Genomic DNA, 18,969 nt, shown 5'->3' on the forward strand with positions numbered 1-18,969 from the left:
AGGGAGATGCGGTTGAGCGCTACGGAAAAGTTAAAGCCTGCCAAGCCAACCATTCAAACGCAAACAAACACAATTTCAAGTCCGGCTACGAGTTCGGTTACGAAGGCGATGTCCGGGGCTTCCGACATGGCCCATATCGTCCTCACCTTCGACAATAATCGCCTTGCCAGCGCACTTTACGGTCAGTTCGATGAGAATCTGGCGCGTATCGAGCAGAAGCTTGGTGTCGATGTTCGTTCGAAGGGTAACGAGCTTTCCATCCGGGGCGATGCGACGGCTACCGAACAGGCCCGACGTACACTCGATCAGCTTTATGAATATTTGCAGAAAGGCCATGAGCTGACCACGTCGGATGTGGACGGTGCCATGCGCATTGCCATTGCTGCGGATGATCAGCTGACATTGCCGACGCTTGAAAACAAGGGAAAGATGTCGGCTGCGCAAATATCGACGCGCAAGAAGACAATCTTTGCACGCACGCCGACGCAGGACGCTTATATGCGCGCCCTCGACCGGTCGGAGCTGGTTCTGGGTGTTGGGCCAGCGGGTACGGGTAAGACCTATCTGGCCGTTGCCCATGCTGCAATGCTTCTGGAGCGCGGTCTTGTAGAACGCATTATCCTTTCACGCCCGGCGGTTGAAGCCGGCGAGCGTCTGGGCTTTCTGCCCGGCGATATGAAGGAAAAGGTCGACCCTTATCTTCGTCCGCTTTATGATGCGCTTTACGACATGATGCCTGCTGAAAAGGTCGAACGGGCCATTACAGCCGGTGTGATCGAAATTGCACCGCTGGCTTTCATGCGTGGCCGCACACTCGCACATTCTGCGGTCATTCTCGATGAAGCACAGAACACGACGTCGATGCAGATGAAGATGTTCCTGACGCGCCTTGGCGAAGGTTCGCGCATGATGGTCAATGGCGATCCAAGCCAGATCGATCTTCCGCCCGGCCAGAAGTCTGGTCTCGTTGAGGCACTGCGTGTACTGGATGGCGTGGATTCAGTCGTCAAGGTACGCTTTACCGAGAAAGACGTGGTGCGCCATCCGCTGGTCGCGGCAATCGTCAGCGCCTATGATAGCGATGCTAAAAAGAATACGCGATCGGAGTGAATATCACAGCGCATCCCAAAAAGTAGGCATCGCTTTTTGGATAAGATGCGCTGGTGATAAGACGCATCTCAAAAAAGTAGGAACTGCTTTTGGACAAGATGCGCTTGAGATAAAGTGCATTCTCGCATTCCGAAAACGGATCTGAGATAAAATGCGTAAATAATCTTGCATTCATGCCAGGGAATGACGATTTAAAAATATTACGTCCGCTTTCAGGCGGACGTCTCTTTTAACAACTGGAAGGATAGAGCGGTTGCCTCATCGCAAGCCGCGGCAGAAGTGTCAGACAACGCGATTCAAATCGATATTATGATCGAAGCCGGCAACTGGCCGGATGAAACGGCTCTTGAAGGGCTTGTAAAACGTTCCGTTGAGGCGGCCTGGAATAATCTCCGGCTCAAGCCTGCAGAGAGCGAATTGAGTCTGGTTTTTACCGACGATGCCTCCATTCAAGCGATCAATGCTGAGTGGCGAGGCAAGGACAAGCCAACCAATGTTCTGTCTTTTCCTGCTTATCCTGTAGAGGCTGGCATGCAGCCGGGCCCGATGCTTGGTGACATCATCATTGCACGGGAAACGGTCGAGCGTGAAGCTCTCGAAGAAGGCAAACCGTTCGAAAATCATCTCTCCCATCTGGTGGTACATGGCTTTTTGCACCTTTTGGGTTACGATCATGAGACGGAAGATGAGGCCGAGGAGATGGAGCGCCGTGAGCGTGAAATCCTTCATGCTCTTGCCATCCCCGACCCTTATGCTGTATCCGATTTAAACGTTGAAACAGATTGATCATGGCTGACCAAAGCAATTCCTCGTCCGCAGGCGATAGCCGAAGCGACACACAAGACTCCGAAGGGCAAAGTACGCAGCGGTCGCAGGCGACCGAAAAGCGTTCCCTTTTGTCGAACATTTTTCCGTTTATGCGTTCGCGCCAATCATCTTCCTTGCGTGAAGATCTGGCCGATGCAATTTCCAGCACCGCAAGCGAGCAGGATTCAGTTTTTTCGCCCGAAGAAAAGGCGATGCTGCATAATATCCTGCGCTTGCGTGAAATCCGCGTCGAAGATGTGATGATCCCGCGCGCCGATGTGGTGGCGGTCGAAATTTCCACACCGCTCTGGGAAGCGCTCGAGCTGTTTGAAAGTTCTGGCCATTCGCGTATGCCGGTCTATGCCGAAACGCTGGATGATCCGCGTGGCATGATCCATATCCGCGATGTGCTCAATTATATCACCAAGCAGGCACGTCAGAAGACAACCCGTCGTACAACGACGCGCAAGACCGCTGAGGCAAGCGCTGCCAAGTTCGATATGGGCCGCATCGATCTCACCAAGACGATTGGTGAACTTAATCTGATGCGCAAGGTGTTGTTCGTACCACCATCGATGATGGCGAGTGGACTGATGGCACGCATGCAGGCTTCCCATATCCAGATGGCGCTGGTCATTGATGAATATGGCGGCACCGATGGACTGGCTTCGCTTGAAGATATTGTTGAAATGGTCGTTGGTGATATTGAAGACGAACATGACGACGAAGAAATCATGATCGCTGAAGAGGCTGACGGCGTATTCGTCGTTGATGCCCGCGCAGATCTTGATGAATTGACGCAGAAGATCGGTCCTTCATTTGAAGTGGGCGAGCATGGCGAAGACGTCGATACGGTCGGTGGCCTTATCTTCTCCGTTCTGGGGCGGATTCCGTTGCGCGGCGAAGTCGTTCAGGCAGTTCAGGGCTATGAATTCCATGTGCTGGAAGTTGATCCGCGACGCGTAAAACGTGTTCGGATCGTACCTCTTTCGGAAGCCGACCGTCGCAGGCAGCAACGCTCTGTGAGTTCGGTAAAGTCGGATGATGATACATCCGAAGTCCTGACAGAAACGTCCAAAGAGGTTTGATGATCGAGAGGCTTGCGGGGAAGATCTCGTCTTTGAGCGGTTGGCGTCGTGCGCTGACCGCTTTTATCAGTGGCGCTATCGCGACACTGACCCAGCCGCCATTCGATATTTTCATCGCAGGTTTTATCGCGTTTCCATTGTTGGTCTGGCTCATCGACGGAGCTGTTCCAGATAAAGAAAAAGGCCCGATAAAACGGTTTTTCCCGGCTGGTATTATCGGCTGGTGGTTTGGCTTCGGCTATTTTGTGTCTGGCCTCTGGTGGATCGGCACGGCTCTGCTGGTCGATGCGCAGCAGTTTGCATGGGCAATACCTCTGGCCGTTTTGGGCTTGCCAGCGTTTCTTGCGATTTTCTACGGACTGGCTGCGGTGATCGCGCGGCTGCTCTGGTCGGACGGTATCGGGCGTATTTTCGCGATTGCTCTGGGCTTTGGCTTTACCGAATGGTTGCGCACATTCGCCTTTACAGGCTTTCCGTGGAATGCACTCGGCTATGCTGCAATGCCCACGCCCATGATGATGCAGTCGGTGGCAGTCATTGGCCTTGTCGGCATGAGTGCGCTCGCAGCACTGGTTTTTTCAGCACCTGCACTGTTGAGTGGCGGGCGTCTGGCGAAGAGCGGTATTGCGTTGGCCGTTTTCCTCATCACAGCACATATCGGTTTTGGCGCCTGGACCTTGTCGAATGCACCAGCTCTTGATGCTGATCGGACGACCCTTGCGATCCGTATCGTGCAACCGTCCATTTCGCAGAGCCTGAAATGGGACAACAATGAACGACGTGCGATTTTCGACAAGTTCATTGCTATGACGCAGCAGGCGCCGGCGGAGGGCAAGGCAAAGCCTGATGTCGTTATCTGGCCTGAAACAGCTGTTCCTTATATTTTATCATCGACACCTGAGGCACTCGCGCAAATTGGCGAGGTCATTGGCGATGATCAGGTATTGCTCGCAGGGGCGGTGCGTGAAGAACTCGTACCACGGCGCGATCCGCGTTATTATAATTCGATATTGACGATCAACGGTCAGGGCCGGATCACTGATTATACTGACAAGGTGCATCTTGTGCCCTTTGGCGAATACCTGCCCTTTGAAGGTATCTTGCGCAGTCTCGGTCTTCAGGAAGTGGTGGAGATGCCGGGTGGCTTTACGGCTGCAAAGGCGCGCCATGCGATCAATGTGATGGAAGGACAAACCTTCCTGCCGCTGATCTGTTACGAAGCGATTTTCCCGGACGAACTGTCCTATACGGGTCGCAAAGTGACGGCGATTGTCAACGTCACCAATGATGCGTGGTATGGGGATACACCAGGCCCCTATCAGCATTTCCGACAGGCACAGATACGATCCGTCGAACAGGGACTGCCATTGGTGCGTGCAGCTAATAATGGAATTTCTGCCGTCGTTGACGCCTATGGTCGAATCATCGAAGAATTGCCACTCGATGCTGTCAGCGTCATTGACGCGTATTTGCCTGAAGAGCGTGTCCCATTTTGGGGCACTGTACCCGGTGGCAAACAGACTCTTTCGCTCCTATTAACCCTACTCGTCATATGCGTGTGGTTCAGGTTCTCTTTCCGACGGCGTTTTCATTGACACGGCAATTTTGTTAAGTTGTTATACTCGCGCTGTGACGGTTTTTTCGCAAACCAGTCTGACTACCTCCCACAATGTATTTTATCCCTGTTCGGATGAACAGGCTATGAATGAAAGCTCGCGGTTGCGAGGAGTGAAAGCCGTATGATTGAGAATAAAAAGAAGCCCAACCCCATTGATATACATGTGGGCAGCCGCATTCGCCTTCGCCGCAACATGCTGGGTCTCAGTCAGGAAAAATTAGGCGAAAGCCTCGGCATCACATTCCAGCAAATCCAGAAATACGAAAAAGGCACCAATCGCGTTGGTGCCAGCCGTCTTCAGGCGATTTCTTCCATTCTTACGGTTCCTGTATCATTCTTTTTTGAAGATGCGCCCGGTTCAAACCCCACTTCGCAGGCAGGCTTTGCCGAGGATAATGAAGCGACTTATGTTGTCGACTTTCTGAACTCCAATGAAGGTGTGCAGCTTACCCGTGCGTTCACCAAAATTGCGGACCCGAAGGTCCGCCGCAAGATCATCGATCTGGTGAAGTCGCTCGCCGCCGACGGCGAATAAGGTCCAATGCATGTCTCCCAAAAGTGGGGGCAGGTTTGGCGTAAGACACACTTTAAGAAAATAATGAAAAGCGCATCGTTTGAAAGAAATTCAGCCGATGCGCTTTAATTTATTCACAAAAGCGTAAGCCAGAACGATTTTTTCAAGCAACGCCGCGTCGCAACAAGAATATGCATTGACGGTCCAATCCCAACTTCGCTAACACAATGATGTGCCCGGAACCCACTTAAACTGTTCCGGGCGCTACTGTGTTTCCATAACGGACATACGTTCCGTTGGATTTTCAAGAGGGGTTACCCGTGTCGCGCAGTTCTTATCTCTTTACCAGCGAATCGGTGTCCGAAGGTCATCCGGACAAGGTTTGCGACCGCATTTCCGATGAAATCGTTGACATGATCTACAAGGAGGCGCGCCGTTCGGGCGTTGACCCCTGGTCCGTCCGTGTTGCGTGTGAAACGCTCGCCACCACCAATCGTGTCGTTATCGCCGGCGAAGTGCGTGTGCCGGAAACATTCCTGAAGAAGAATAAGGACGGTTCTGTCGCTCACGACAAAGCGGGGCATCCGCTGATCAATCCTTCCCGCTTCCGTTCGGCTGCCCGCAAGGCCATCCGCGAAATCGGTTACGAGCAGGAAGGCTTCAACTGGCGCACGGCCAAAATCGATGTGCTTCTGCACCCACAGTCCGCCGACATCGCGCAGGGCGTGGACAATGCAGCCGACCGTCAGGGTGAAGAGGGTGCTGGCGATCAGGGCATCATGTTTGGCTATGCCTGCCGCGAGACCCCGGACCTCATGCCGGCTCCTATCTATTATTCGCACAAGATTCTCGAAAAGCTCGCAGAAGCCCGTCACAAGGGTGAAGGCGATCCGGGTAAGCTTGGCCCCGATGCCAAGAGCCAGGTTACCGTGCGTTACGAGAACGGCAAGGCCGCAGAAGTAACCCAGATCGTGCTTTCGACGCAGCATCTCGATGCAAGCTGGGATTCCAAGAAGGTTCGTTCTGTTGTTGAGCCTTATATTCGTGAAGCGCTCGGCGACTTGCCAATTGCGGCGAACTGCAACTGGTATATCAATCCGACCGGCAAGTTCGTGATCGGCGGACCCGATGGGGACGCAGGTCTTACCGGCCGCAAGATCATCGTTGACACTTATGGCGGTGCTGCACCGCACGGTGGTGGTGCATTCTCCGGCAAGGACACGACGAAGGTTGACCGCTCTGCCGCTTACGCAGCGCGTTATCTTGCAAAGAATGTCGTTGCTGCCAATCTTGCAGATCGCTGCACGATCCAGCTTGCCTATGCCATCGGCGTCGCACAGCCGCTTTCGGTTTATGTCGACCTGCATGGGACAGGCAAGGTGGATGAATCTGCAGTTGAGGTAGCTTTGCGCAAGGTCATGGACCTTTCGCCGAGCGGCATCCGCAAGCATCTCGATCTTAACAAGCCTATCTATGCCAAGACATCGTCTTACGGTCACTTTGGCCGCAAGCCGGGTCGTGACGGTTCCTTCTCATGGGAGAAGACCGATCTTACTAAGGCATTGAAGGCTGCTCTTTCTGCCTGATTGACTGGAGGAAATCAGTCCTCAGGACTGATTTCTTATCCTGTCTCGATGTGCCGGATCATGCGTCACAACAAAAACGTCAGAGCGGGTTCAAGAACTCCGTTCTCACTGGAACTGCGATAAATGACTGATGAAAACCATCCCGTACGTGCGGCCGGAAACTTTTTCGGCCGCCGTCATGGCAAGCCACTCCGTCCGCATCAGAGCAATCTGTTCGAGGATTTGCTGCCACGTCTGAAGCTCGACATCAACACGACTGCGCCACAGGATTTGCGTTCGCTGTTTGAAGCGCAGATGGAAAATGTGCGCATGGAAATCGGCTTTGGTGGCGGTGAACATCTCCACAATGAGACGGGCCGTTACCCGGAGACTGGCTTCATCGGTGTCGAGCCTTTCGTCAACGGTATGGCAAAAATGCTGGCAGCCCTTGATGAAGCGCCCCGCAGCAATCTTCGTCTTTACGACGAGGATGCCACAGCCGTTCTTGATTGGCTGCCAGATGCCTCGCTTGTCGGTATCGATCTTTTCTATCCTGATCCCTGGCATAAGCGCCGCCACTGGAAGCGCCGCTTTGTAAGCGACGAAAATCTTGACCGTTTTGCCCGCGTGCTGAAGCCCGGCGGACGATTCCGTTTTGCTTCCGATATCGAGCATTACGTCAACTGGACGCTGCAGCATTGCCGCAGACATGATGCGTTTGAGTGGCAGGCAGAGGGGCCATCCGACTGGAACGACGCCTATGAAGGCTGGCCCGGCACCCGCTATGAGGCAAAGGCATTTCGCGAAGGCCGCCGTGCAGCCTATCTGACATTCATCCGGCTTTGAAACGGAAGCAAATTGCGGCCTTGAAAAAAGTCGCGTCCGCTGGTATATAAGTTTCAAATTCTTGGTCGTTTGAACAAGAGTGGGTCCCCCCGGTCCCGCTCTTTTTTGTTACTTACGGCTCTGTAAAAAAGGTTTATCGGGTGACGGAACAGGAACAGGCAGTTGAAACCGTGAACGCAGATGATCGCATCATTCGCGAAACGGGCATCGATGCAAAAGTGGCAAACATCGTGGAACCGGTGATCAATACGCTGGGTTTTCGCCTTGTGCGTGTGCGCCTCTCCGGCCTTAACGGTCAGACATTGCAGATCATGGCCGAGCGCTCTGATGGCACGATGACGGTTGAAGATTGTGAACTGTTGAGCCGTACAGTGGCTCCTGTTCTTGATGTCGAAGACCCGCTGAGCGGCAAATATCATCTGGAAATTTCGTCGCCAGGCATTGATCGGCCGATGGTTCGCAAGTCTGATTTTTCGGATTGGGCCGGACATATAGCCAAGGTCGAAACCTCTATCGTCCATGAAGGACGTAAGAAGTTTCGTGGCCGTATCGTGATCGGCGATGCAGATTCAGTCGTGATTGAAAGCGATCAGATTTCATATGGAAATGAGCCTGTGGTTCGCATTCCGTTTGATCTGATTGTGGATGCCCGTCTGGTTCTGACCGATGATCTGATCCGCGATGCGCTGCGCAAGGACAAAGCTCTGCGCGAAGGTCGTATTCCCGGAGACGATCTGGGAGAGAATCGCGGTTCTGATCTCGATGGCGAAGCTGAAGACGTTGCGCCCACGGAATCCGAAACGGAAAAGAAATAAGTTTCAAAGTGAGTTTCAGGCGTCCGGTTCTCGAAGAAGACCGGATGCGTCACCAAGGAGAGACCTATGGCAGTCAGTGCAAACAGGCTGGAACTTCTGCAAATCGCTGACGCGGTCGCACGCGAGAAGTCTATTGACCGCGAGATCGTTCTTGCGGCCATGGCCGATGCTATCCAGAAGGCGGCGCGTTCGCGCTACGGACAGGAAAGCAACATCCGTGCCGACATCAATGCGAAGTCCGGCGAGATCAAGCTTCAGCGCCTGCTCGAAGTGGTCGAGACCGTCGAAGACTATTCTACGCAGATTTCACTGTTCACTGCGCGCGACCGTAATCCGGATGCGCAGGTTGGTGATTTTATCGCCGATCAGCTGCCACCAATGGATTTCGGACGTATTGCTGCCCAGTCGGCCAAGCAGGTCATCGTGCAGAAAGTGCGCGAAGCCGAGCGTGACCGCCAGTATGACGAATTCAAGGATCGCGTTGGCGAAATTGCTAACGGCACCGTCAAGCGCGTCGAATATGGCAATGTGATCGTCGATCTCGGTCGTGGTGAAGCAATCGTCCGTCGCGACGAACTGATCCCGCGTGAAGCATTCCGCTATGGCGATCGTATCCGCGCTTATGTTTACGACGTTCGTCGCGAACAGCGTGGCCCGCAGATTTTCCTGTCGCGTACCCATCCTTCTTTCATGGCGAAGCTTTTCAACATGGAAGTACCGGAAATCTACGACGGCATCATCGAAATCAAGTCGGTTGCCCGTGATCCGGGTTCGCGCGCCAAGATCGCTGTCGTTTCGCGCGATGCGTCGATCGATCCGGTTGGTGCCTGCGTTGGTATGCGTGGTTCCCGCGTTCAGGCGGTTGTTGCCGAGCTGCAGGGCGAAAAGATTGACATCATTCCGTGGTCGCCAGATGCGGCTTCTTTCATCGTCAACGCGCTTCAGCCTGCTGAAGTTGCCAAGGTTGTTCTCGATGAAGATGCGGAACGTATTGAAGTTGTCGTTCCCAATGACCAACTATCACTAGCAATTGGTCGTCGCGGTCAGAACGTGCGCCTTGCTTCGCAGCTTACCGGCTGGGATATCGATATCCTGACGGAAGACGAAGAATCCGAACGCCGCCAGAAGGAATTCGCTGAGCGTTCGAACCTCTTCATGGAAGCCCTCAACGTTGATGAGATGGTCGGCCAGGTTCTGGCTTCGGAAGGCTTTGCCTCTGTTGAAGAGCTTGCTTATGTCGAGCCCGGCGAAATCGCCTCCATCGATGGTTTCGATGAAGACACCGCTGGTGAAATTCAGGAACGTGCACGTGAATTCCTGGAGCGCATCGAAGGTGAACAGGACGATCGCCGTAAGGCACTTGGCGTTGAAGATGAGCTTCGTGAGCTTCCAAACCTGACCACAGCTATGCTTGTGGCTGTTGGTGAAGACGGCGTGAAGAATATCGAAGACTTTGCTGGTTATGCCGTTGACGATCTCGTTGGCTGGCGTGAACGCAAGGACGGCGAAACCGTTACCCATACCGGTATCCTGACGCCATTTGATGTTTCTCGCGTTGATGCGGAACAGATGATCCTGACTGCGCGTTTGAAGGCAGGTTGGATCACGGAAGACGAGCTGGTTTCGGTTGAAACCGATGAAGGTGCGGAAGCTGGCGAAGAAGAAGTCGCTTCGTAAAGCATCCCGAAATGATGCTTTTGCGCCCGGATCACTCCGGGCGCAAAAGTTGCTGTTTCAGAGTTTCATGTTGAGAAGTGGCGTAAGCTCTGCTAGGCCGCTGCCAGATTTGTAGTTGAGTTGATGGTGATTGATGGCAAAGCCCGACCTGGCTTTGAGTTGCGCCTAGCTTGGAGTTGCGTGTGGAGCAGGATATGAATGACAGAACCTGTATCGTCACGCGCGAAAGCGGTTCTGCCGATGACCTGATCCGTTTTGTAGCCGGGCCCGATGGTTCGGTTGTGCCGGACCTCAAGCGAAACCTGCCGGGCAGGGGGTGCTGGGTCAAGGCGGAGCGGCGTCTGGTCGATGAAGCTGTCAAGCGCAAGCTTTTTGCGCGGGCGTTGAAAGAAGGTGTAACGCCACAGGCGGATCTTGGCGCGCTGGTTGACCAGCTGCTGACGAAATCCGCACTTGGTAGTCTTGCTCTGGCGCGCAAGGCGGGCGCTGTGGTGTCCGGATCGACCAAGGTGGATCAGGCAATCCGTTCGGGCGCTGCGGCACTTGTGCTGCATGCTCAGGAAGCAGCCTCTGATGGGGTTCGCAAGCTTGATCAGGCCCGCCGCGTGGTTGTGCATATGGATGGCCCCGAAATCCCAGCCTTCTCTCTTTTCAAAGGAGAAGAAATGGATTTGGCATTTGGGGGGGGAAATGTGATACATGCAGCCGTGCTCGACGGAAAGGCATCCGTCGGCGTGGTACAACGGCTGCTTTTATTGCATCGCTATCGTGGTGAAAGCCACTAGCGCAGTTTAATGAAAAGTGGGAACCGGTTTCCCGTTTGAAGCTGCGTCAACAAAAATGTCGCGGAAAGGCGGTTGCCAGTTTTCCGATCACGACATGCGAAGAAATAGGGTTTAAAGCGCGTGATCCTCTGGGGTTACATGAGCGCGCTTTATGAAATTGAAACGGCAGTCCGACACTGCTGTGGTATTTAATTAGTAGAGCGGTTCTCTTAATCCCGGGAAGACGGGATCCGCTCTGGAGCATGAACCGGATATTCGGCTTGGTTGTCGAAACGGAACATGCGCTGAAGTGGATGACTGGAGCATTATTCAAAATGATCTGATCTGATTGGATACTGCTCGAGTAAAGCGGCAGAAGCTGCGAAGGAAACGGAAACGTAATGAGCGATAAAACAAACGACGACAAGACGCTGAGCGTCAACTCCAAGAAGACGCTGACCATCAAGCGGCCAGGCGTTGAGCAGAGCACCGTGCGCCAGAATTTCAGCCACGGCCGCACGAAGGCTGTCGTCGTTGAAACTAAGAAGCGCAAGTTCTCACGGCCTGATGAAAAGCCTGAAGTGGAAGCGGCGGCACCAAAGCCTGCCGCTGAGCCCGCTCCGGCAGCTCCTGCAGCCGAAGCTCCACAGGCACCGGCTGCCGTGGCAGCTCCTGCGCCTGTCGCAACGCCTGCGCCAGCAGCTCCCGTAGCTGCAGCGCCACAGGCACCTGCGCCAGCAGCGCCTGCACCTGCACCACAGCAGCCAAAGGCTCCTGCGGCAGCGGCACCGGCAGCTCCTGTAACAACGCCTAAGCCTCATGTTGCACAGCAGCAGCCGCGTAACCAGCAGCGCCCCGGCCAGCAATCCCAGCGTCCACGCCAGTCTGATCGCTCGGGTATGGTGTTGAATACGCTGTCGCGTTCGGAAATGGATGCACGCCGCCGCGCGCTGGAAGGTGCGCTGGTTCGTGATGCGGAAGATCGTGTTCGCGCTGCTGAAGAAGCCAAGCGTCGCGCTGAAGAAGATGCACGCCGTGCCAAGGAACGTGAAGAATCCGCTCGCCGTCAGGCAGAGGAAGAAGCACGTCTGAAGACAGAAGCAGAAGCCAAGGCTCGCGCCGCAGCGGAAGCAAACAAGCGCATGCCGCAGTCGGAAGCCCGTTCGGAACAGCGTGGCGATGCCCGTCCTGCACCGCAGGGTGGACGTCCACAGCATTCGGGTCGTCCTCCACAGGCTGGTGGTCGTCCGGGTCAGGGACCACGTCCGGCAGCGCCAGCAATCGCCGACGTCATTCCAACAGCCAACAAGCCGCTTCCACAGAGCCAGCAACGCAAGCCAGGTGGAGCCGGTGGTGATGATGATGATCGTCGTGGCGGTGGTCTGACTGCTGCTCGTCGCGGTGCACCGGCAAAGCCAGAAGTACGCACACCAAAGGTCACTAAGACCGAGGAAGATCGTCGTCGTGGCAAGCTGACAATCTCCAGCAATCTGGAAGATGAAGGTCGCTCGCGTTCGCTGTCGGCAATGCGTCGCCGTCAGGAAAAGTTCAAGCGTTCGCAGATGCAGGAAACCCGCGAGAAAATTTCCCGCGAAGTGACCGTGCCTGAAACCATCACGCTTCAGGAACTCGCACAGCGTATGGCTGAGCGTTCCGTCGACATCATCAAGTACCTGATGAAGCAGGGCCAGATGATGAAGCCGGGCGATGTGATCGATGCCGATATGGCGCAGCTGATTGCTGAAGAATTTGGCCACACCGTCAAGCGTGTTGCTGAATCCGACGTTGAAGAAGGTATCTTCAACGTAGCTGATGATCAGACAGCACTCGTTTCGCGTCCTCCTGTCGTCACCATCATGGGTCACGTCGACCACGGCAAGACATCGCTTCTCGATGCGATCCGTCAGGCCAATGTGGTATCGGGTGAAGCTGGTGGCATCACACAGCATATCGGTGCGTATCAGGTCGAACAGAACGGCCAGAAGATCACTTTCATCGATACGCCGGGCCACGCTGCCTTTACCGCAATGCGTGCTCGTGGTGCTCAGGCAACTGACATCGCCATTCTGGTGGTTGCAGCTGACGACAGCGTCATGCCGCAGACGATTGAATCGATCAACCATGCCAAGGCGGCGGGTGTTCCGATCATCGTAGCGATCAACAAGATCGACAAGCCGACCGCTGATGCACAGAAGGTTCGTACTTCGCTGCTTCAGCACGATGTGTTTGTCGAATCTCTCGGCGGTGAAGTGCTCGACGTCGAAGTTTCGGCCAAGAACAAGATCAACCTCGACAAGCTGCTTGAAGCAGTTCTGTTGCAGGCTGAAATCCTTGATCTCAAGGCTGATCCGACACGTACGGCTGAAGGTGTGGTTATCGAAGCCCAGCTCGACCGTGGTCGTGGTTCGGTTGCAACCGTTCTGGTTCAGAAGGGTACACTGCGTCCGGGTGACATTATCGCTGCCGGTAATGAATGGGGCCGCGTGCGCGCTCTGGTCAACGATCACGGCGATCATGTGAAGGAAGCAGGGCCTGCAATGCCGGTCGAAGTCCTCGGACTTCAGGGCACGCCGCAGGCTGGCGACCGCTTCGCAGTTGTTGCCAACGAATCCAAGGCACGTGAAATCGCTGAATACCGTCAGCGTCTGGCCCGTGATAAGGCCGTTGCACGTCAGACCGGTCTGCGCGGCTCGCTCGAGCAGATGATGAACCAGCTCCAGGTAACTGGCACGAAGGAATTCCCGCTTGTCATCAAGGGTGACGTGCAGGGTTCGGTCGAAGCGATCATTACGGCTCTCGATAAGCTCGGTACCGACGAAGTGCGTGCGCGCATCGTTCATTCGGGTGCAGGCGGCATCACGGAAAGCGACGTGTCGCTGGCCGAAGCTTCCAATGCTGCGATCATCGGCTTCAACGTCCGCGCCAACAAGCAGGCACGCGACGCGGCTGATCAGCAGGGCACTGAAATTCGCTACTACAACATCATCTACGATTTGATCGAAGATGTTAAGGCAGCGATGTCGGGTCTTCTGTCACCAGAGCGCCGTGAAACATTCATTGGTAATGCGGAGATTCTCGAAGTCTTCAACATCACCAAGGTCGGTAAGGTTGCTGGTTGTCGCGTCGTTGACGGTAAGGTCGAACGTGGTGCAGGCGTACGCCTCATCCGTGACAACGTGGTTATCCACGAAGGCAAGCTCAAGACACTCAAGCGCTTCAAGGATGAAGTATCTGAAGTGCCGATGGGTCAGGAATGCGGTATGGCGTTCGAAAACTACGACGATATGCGTGCAGGCGATACGATCGAAGCGTTCCGCGTCGAGCATATTACGCGTACGCTGTAATAAACGTCAGCCAACCGAAACTTTTACCCGTCCGCAGACAATGCGGGCGGGTATTTCGCACCCGGTTCTGAGGGTCTGACTCCCATCGGAACTGTGGTAGATTGCGCTTTCAATTCATGACCACATTGTCGGGCAGCCTTTGATGGCAGCGTGTCGATATCTGGTCGTCTATCGAGGATAAACTTATGGCACGTTCTCCAGATCCGAAAGGCTCGGGCGGTCTTTCTCAACGACAGCTGCGCGTCGGCGAGCAGGTGCGTCATGCATTGGCTCAGGTGCTTCAACGTGGTGAAATTCGCGATGATCTGATTGCAAAGACTGTCATTTCCGTATCGGAAGTGCGCATGTCTCCTGATCTCAAGATCGCGACCTGTTTCGTTACACCGCTTGGCAGTTCCGACGTTCAGGCTGTGATCAAGGCGCTGGCCGCAAATGCGAAGTTCATTCGCGGTCGCGTCGCTCCAAGCCTTGCCCAGATGAAATATATGCCGGAGTTCCGTTTTCGGCCCGATACAAGCTTTGACAATTTTTCAAAGATCGATGCTCTGCTCCGTTCTCCGGAAGTGGCACGCGATCTTGTTCGTGACGACGACGAAAACGACGAAGCGGATGATGCCTGAAACATTTCCAGCAAAACTGTGAAGCGGTTTTGCACCTGGGAATGCGACAAAACAAATAGAGAGGGCGCTGATCCGATGCAATCAGATCAGGATGCGCTCTATCGCAATGGAGACGAATAAAGCATGGCAAGACGGGGCAAGAAAAAAGGCCGTCCGGTTTCTGGCTGGGTCATTTTTGACAAGCCAAAGGGCATGGGATCGACCGAAGCGGTCTCGAAGATCAAGTGGCTTTTCAATGCTGAAAAGGCCGGTCATGCCGGCACACTCGATCCGCTTGCTTCCGGCATGTTGCCAATTGCGCTTGGTGAAGCCACCAAGACAGTGCCTTATGTCATGGACGGCACCAAGGTTTACCGTTTCACGGTCACCTGGGGCGAAGAACGCTCAACCGATGATCTTGAAGGCGTTGCAACCAGGAATTCCGAAAATCGCCCAACGAGCGACGAAATTCAGGCCTTGCTGCCAAACTATACCGGCGTGATTTCGCAGGTTCCGCCGCAGTTCTCCGCCATCAAAATCGCTGGCGAGCGGGCTTATGATCTGGCGCGCGAAGGCGAGACGGTGGAAATACCGGCCCGCGAAGTCGAGATTGACCGTTTGGAAGTGGTCGGTTCCCCAGATGCCGATCGCACCGAGTTTGAGGTCGAATGCTCCAAGGGCACCTATGTGCGCTCGCTTGCCCGCGATATGGGCCGCGATCTTGGCTGCTTTGGTCATATTTCTGATTTGCGTCGCATCGAAGTGGCTCCCTTCACAGAAGAGGATCTGGTAACGCTGGCAGAGCTTGAAGAAGTCTGGCCACCGCTGCCGCCCAAGAAGGAAGAGAGCGAGGGCGATGCTGAGGCCGAGGTTGTTGAGCAGCCGGCACCACGCCGCGATTTCTCGGCACTCGACGCGCTTGTCATCGATACAGGTGCAGCCCTTGATTGCCTGCCACAGGTTCCGCTGACCGATGATCAGGCGCAACGTGTGCGTCTGGGTAATCCAGTTATTCTGCGCGGACGCGATGCACCATTGGAAGCCGATGAAGCCTGTGTAACCGCGCATGGCAAGTTGCTTGCAATCGGCTATATTGAGCATGGTCAGTTCAAGCCAAAGCGGGTTTTCACAGCAGGTTAAATTAACCGCGAAGATGCCCGGGCATATTTGACGCTGGTATTATTGCCGTTTTTGCACTATATGCCCCTTCAGCGATCGTACGAAATGTACGTCAGATCGTGTAAATGGCCCGCGCTGGACGACATCCCGGCCTGGGCGTCTCTTTTTCCTCTCATCAAGAAAGGGTGTACGATGTCGATTACTGCTGAGCGCAAGCAAGCACTTATCAAGGAATACGCCACCAAGGAAGGCGATACCGGCTCCCCTGAAGTACAGGTTGCCGTTCTTTCCGAGCGTATTTCTAACCTTACAGATCATTTCAAGGGCCACAAGAATGACAATCATTCGCGTCGCGGTCTTTTGAAGCTGGTTTCGCAGCGTCGTCGTCTTCTTGACTATGTCAAGGGCGTCGACCAGGCACGTTACCAGGCGCTGATCGGCCGTCTCGGCCTGCGCCGCTAACGGTAAAATCGGGCGACGTCTTAAAACGTCGCCCGTTTGGTTTACAAGTGCATCCAGAACGATGTGCGCAGATATTACGGTGTTCTAAGGATGAGCGGATAGCCGCTTTCCTGAAAGAGAATGCGTTTATAGGGCAAATGCCCATCTGGCATGAGACGGCGCACTGGGTGCATTCCGTCATGCCAATCAAAGCATTTCCAGCAAAAGTGCGAAGCGGTTTTGCGTAGGATAATGCTTAGAAATAAACAGTGAGACGCGGTTCCAACGCTTCAATCTTAACTGGAACCGCTCTTAAGAGCCATGAGGCTCATGACCTGGACCAGTCATGGGGCAGGATTGCAGGTAGTTCGGCCTTTAAGCGAGCTTCCCGTTGTCTTGCCCGTGGCGTGTCCGCCAACCCGGATGATGTCCCAGCGCTTTTGCGCGGCGTCTCCACATAAGGACTAGATATGTTCAACACACATAAAGTTGAAATCGAATGGGGCGGCCGTCCGCTCATTCTGGAAACCGGCAAGATTGCACGTCAGGCTGACGGTGCAGTTCTCGCAACCTATGGCGAAACCGTCGTTCTGGCGACTGTTGTTTCTGCCAAGGAACCAAAGCCGGGTCAGGATTTCTTCCCACTGACCGTTAACTATCAGGAAAAGACCTACGCAGCTGGCAAGATCCCAGGTGGCTTCTTCAAGCGTGAAGGTCGTCCAAGCGAAAACGAAACTCTGGTTTCGCGCCTGATCGACCGTCCGATCCGCCCACTTTTCGTTGATGGCTACAAGAACGACACACAGGTTGTTCTGACCGTCATTCAGCATGACCTCGAAAACAATCCAGACGTCGTTTCGATGGTTGCAGCTTCTGCTGCACTGACCATTTCCGGCGTTCCTTTCATGGGCCCAATCGGCGGCGCACGCGTTGGTTACATCAACGGCGAATATGTGCTGAACCCGAATATCGACGAAATGCCAGAATCGAAGCTCGATCTGGTTGTTGCCGGTACGACTGATGCAGTTCTGATGGTTGAATCGGAAGCTCAGGAACTTTCCGAAGAAGTCATGCTCGGCGCTGTTGTTTTCGGTCAGAAGGGCTTCCAGCCTGTGATCGACGCGATCATCAAGCTTGCTGAAGTTGCTGCCAAGGAACCACGTGACTTCCAGCCGGAAGATCTGTCGGACCTCGAAGCCAAGATGCTCGCAGTTGTCGAAAACGACCTGCGCGATGCATACAAGATCACTGAAAAGCAGGCTCGCTACGTCGCTGTTGACGCTGCAAAGGCCAAGGCGAAGGCTCACTTCTTCCCAGAAGGCGTTGAAGAGCCAGAATTCTCGGCTGAAAAGTTTGCGACCGTTTTCAAGCACCTGCAGGCTAAGATTGTTCGCTGGAACATTCTCGACACCGGCAACCGTATCGATGGCCGCGATTTGTCGACCGTTCGTGCAATCGTTTCCGAAGTTGGTCTTCTGCCACGCACCCACGGTTCGGCTCTGTTTACCCGCGGTGAAACGCAGGCAATCGTTGTTGCCACGCTCGGCACCGGCGAAGACGAACAGATGATCGATTCTCTGACCGGTACGTACAAAGAATCCTTCATGCTCCATTACAACTTCCCGCCATATTCAGTCGGTGAAACCGGTCGCATGGGTTCGCCAGGTCGTCGCGAAGTTGGTCATGGCAAGCTCGCATGGCGTGCAATCCACCCAATGCTGCCAGCAGCTGAACAGTTCCCTTACACGATCCGTACTGTTTCCGAGATCACCGAATCCAACGGTTCGTCGTCGATGGCAACTGTTTGCGGCACCTCGCTGGCTCTGATGGATGCAGGCGTTCCAATCACCCGTCCGGTGGCCGGTATTGCTATGGGTCTGATCAAGGAAGGCGAGCGTTTCGCAGTTCTGTCTGACATTCTTGGTGATGAAGATCATCTCGGCGACATGGACTTCAAGGTAGCCGGTACTGAAAACGGCATCACCGCACTTCAGATGGACATCAAGATCGACGGTATCACCGAAGAGATCATGAAGGTCGCTCTGGAACAGGCTAAGGGCGGTCGCGTTCACATCCTCGGCGAAATGAGCAAGGCTCTTTCAACGTCGCGTGACGAACTCGGCGAATTTGCTCCACGCATCGAAGTCATGAACATTCCTACCGACAAGATCCGTGATGTTATCGGTTCGGGTGGTAAGGTTATTCGTGAAATCGTCGAAAAGACCGGCGCGAAGATCAACATCGAAGACGATGGTACGGTCAAGATCGCTTCGTCGAACGGCAAGGAAATCGAAGCCGCCAAGAAGTGGATTCACTCGATTGTTGCTGAACCTGAAGTTGGCGAAATCTACGAAGGTACGGTTGTTAAGACCGCTGACTTCGGTGCTTTCGTAAACTTCTTCGGTCCACGTGACGGTCTTGTTCACATCTCGCAGCTCGCTTCCGACCGCGTTGCCAAGACCACCGATGTGGTCAAGGAAGGCCAGAAGGTCTGGGTCAAGCTCATGGGCTTTGACGAGCGTGGCAAGGTTCGCCTGTCGATGAAGGTCGTCGACCAGGAAACCGGCAAGGAAGTTGCCGCAGACAAGAAGGCAGAAGCTGACGCTGAATAACGCTCGGTCCCAAAAAGTTTCAGACTTTTTGGATAAGATCATGCGGTAAG

The 18,969-nt window shown here is 54.4% G+C and carries 15 protein-coding genes; all 15 read left to right on the forward strand.

All coding sequences use genetic code 11. The features are described 5' to 3' along the window. Positions 1-12: 12 nt before the first annotated feature. The 15 genes from CEV32_RS18550 (at position 13) to pnp (ending at position 18,919) form a co-directional block, all read left to right on the forward strand. Positions 13-1,110: a PhoH family protein gene (locus CEV32_RS18550; RefSeq protein ID WP_208620870.1), complete on the forward strand. Its 1,098-nt coding sequence runs from the start codon at positions 13-15 to the stop codon at positions 1,108-1,110. Positions 1,111-1,389: 279 nt separating this feature from the next. Next, complete coding sequence (ybeY, locus tag CEV32_RS18555) at positions 1,390-1,896, forward strand: rRNA maturation RNase YbeY (RefSeq protein ID WP_094578594.1); 507 nt, start codon at positions 1,390-1,392, stop codon at positions 1,894-1,896. A 2-nt stretch (positions 1,897-1,898) separates the two neighbouring features. Further along, complete coding sequence (locus tag CEV32_RS18560) at positions 1,899-3,005, forward strand: hemolysin family protein (RefSeq protein ID WP_094578595.1); 1,107 nt, start codon at positions 1,899-1,901, stop codon at positions 3,003-3,005. Then, on the forward strand, positions 3,005-4,600 hold the full coding sequence (lnt, locus tag CEV32_RS18565) for an apolipoprotein N-acyltransferase (RefSeq protein WP_094578596.1): 1,596 nt from the start codon (positions 3,005-3,007) through the stop codon (positions 4,598-4,600). Before CEV32_RS18560 ends, lnt begins: the two co-directional genes overlap by 1 nt. 144 nt (positions 4,601-4,744) lie before the next feature. Next, positions 4,745-5,158 (forward strand): helix-turn-helix domain-containing protein, encoded by a 414-nt coding sequence (locus CEV32_RS18570; RefSeq protein WP_094578597.1) that lies wholly within the window; start codon positions 4,745-4,747, stop codon positions 5,156-5,158. A gap of 299 nt (positions 5,159-5,457) precedes the next feature. Further along, positions 5,458-6,723, forward strand: coding sequence for a methionine adenosyltransferase (gene metK, locus CEV32_RS18575; RefSeq protein ID WP_094578598.1), 1,266 nt, complete (start codon positions 5,458-5,460; stop codon positions 6,721-6,723). Positions 6,724-6,846: 123 nt separating this feature from the next. Continuing rightward, on the forward strand, positions 6,847-7,548 hold the full coding sequence (gene trmB / locus CEV32_RS18580) for a tRNA (guanine(46)-N(7))-methyltransferase TrmB (protein WP_094578599.1): 702 nt from the start codon (positions 6,847-6,849) through the stop codon (positions 7,546-7,548). Between the two features lie 140 nt (positions 7,549-7,688). Further along, complete coding sequence (gene rimP, locus CEV32_RS18585) at positions 7,689-8,363, forward strand: ribosome maturation factor RimP (protein WP_094578600.1); 675 nt, start codon at positions 7,689-7,691, stop codon at positions 8,361-8,363. 66 nt (positions 8,364-8,429) lie between these two features. Next, on the forward strand, positions 8,430-10,040 hold the full coding sequence (gene nusA / locus CEV32_RS18590) for a transcription termination factor NusA (protein ID WP_094578601.1): 1,611 nt from the start codon (positions 8,430-8,432) through the stop codon (positions 10,038-10,040). Positions 10,041-10,234: 194 nt separating this feature from the next. Beyond that, the gene (locus CEV32_RS18595) at positions 10,235-10,825 is read left to right on the forward strand and encodes an RNA-binding protein (RefSeq protein WP_094578602.1); all 591 of its coding nucleotides are present in this window, start codon (positions 10,235-10,237) and stop codon (positions 10,823-10,825) included. 380 nt (positions 10,826-11,205) lie between these two features. Next, entirely contained in the window at positions 11,206-14,148 is a 2,943-nt protein-coding gene (gene infB / locus CEV32_RS18600; protein ID WP_094578603.1) for a translation initiation factor IF-2, read from the forward strand. 185 nt (positions 14,149-14,333) lie between these two features. Then, entirely contained in the window at positions 14,334-14,768 is a 435-nt protein-coding gene (gene rbfA, locus CEV32_RS18605; RefSeq protein ID WP_094578604.1) for a 30S ribosome-binding factor RbfA, read from the forward strand. Positions 14,769-14,891: 123 nt separating this feature from the next. Next, the gene (gene truB, locus CEV32_RS18610; RefSeq protein ID WP_094578605.1) at positions 14,892-15,887 is read left to right on the forward strand and encodes a tRNA pseudouridine(55) synthase TruB; all 996 of its coding nucleotides are present in this window, start codon (positions 14,892-14,894) and stop codon (positions 15,885-15,887) included. Between the two features lie 171 nt (positions 15,888-16,058). After that, positions 16,059-16,328, forward strand: coding sequence for a 30S ribosomal protein S15 (gene rpsO, locus CEV32_RS18615; RefSeq protein ID WP_094578606.1), 270 nt, complete (start codon positions 16,059-16,061; stop codon positions 16,326-16,328). A 449-nt stretch (positions 16,329-16,777) separates the two neighbouring features. Beyond that, positions 16,778-18,919 (forward strand): polyribonucleotide nucleotidyltransferase, encoded by a 2,142-nt coding sequence (gene pnp, locus CEV32_RS18620; protein ID WP_094578607.1) that lies wholly within the window; start codon positions 16,778-16,780, stop codon positions 18,917-18,919. Positions 18,920-18,969: the final 50 nt, after the last annotated feature.

Origin of the sequence: Brucella rhizosphaerae, assembly GCF_002252475.1 — a bacterium.
Classification (GTDB): domain Bacteria; phylum Pseudomonadota; class Alphaproteobacteria; order Rhizobiales; family Rhizobiaceae; genus Brucella; species Brucella rhizosphaerae.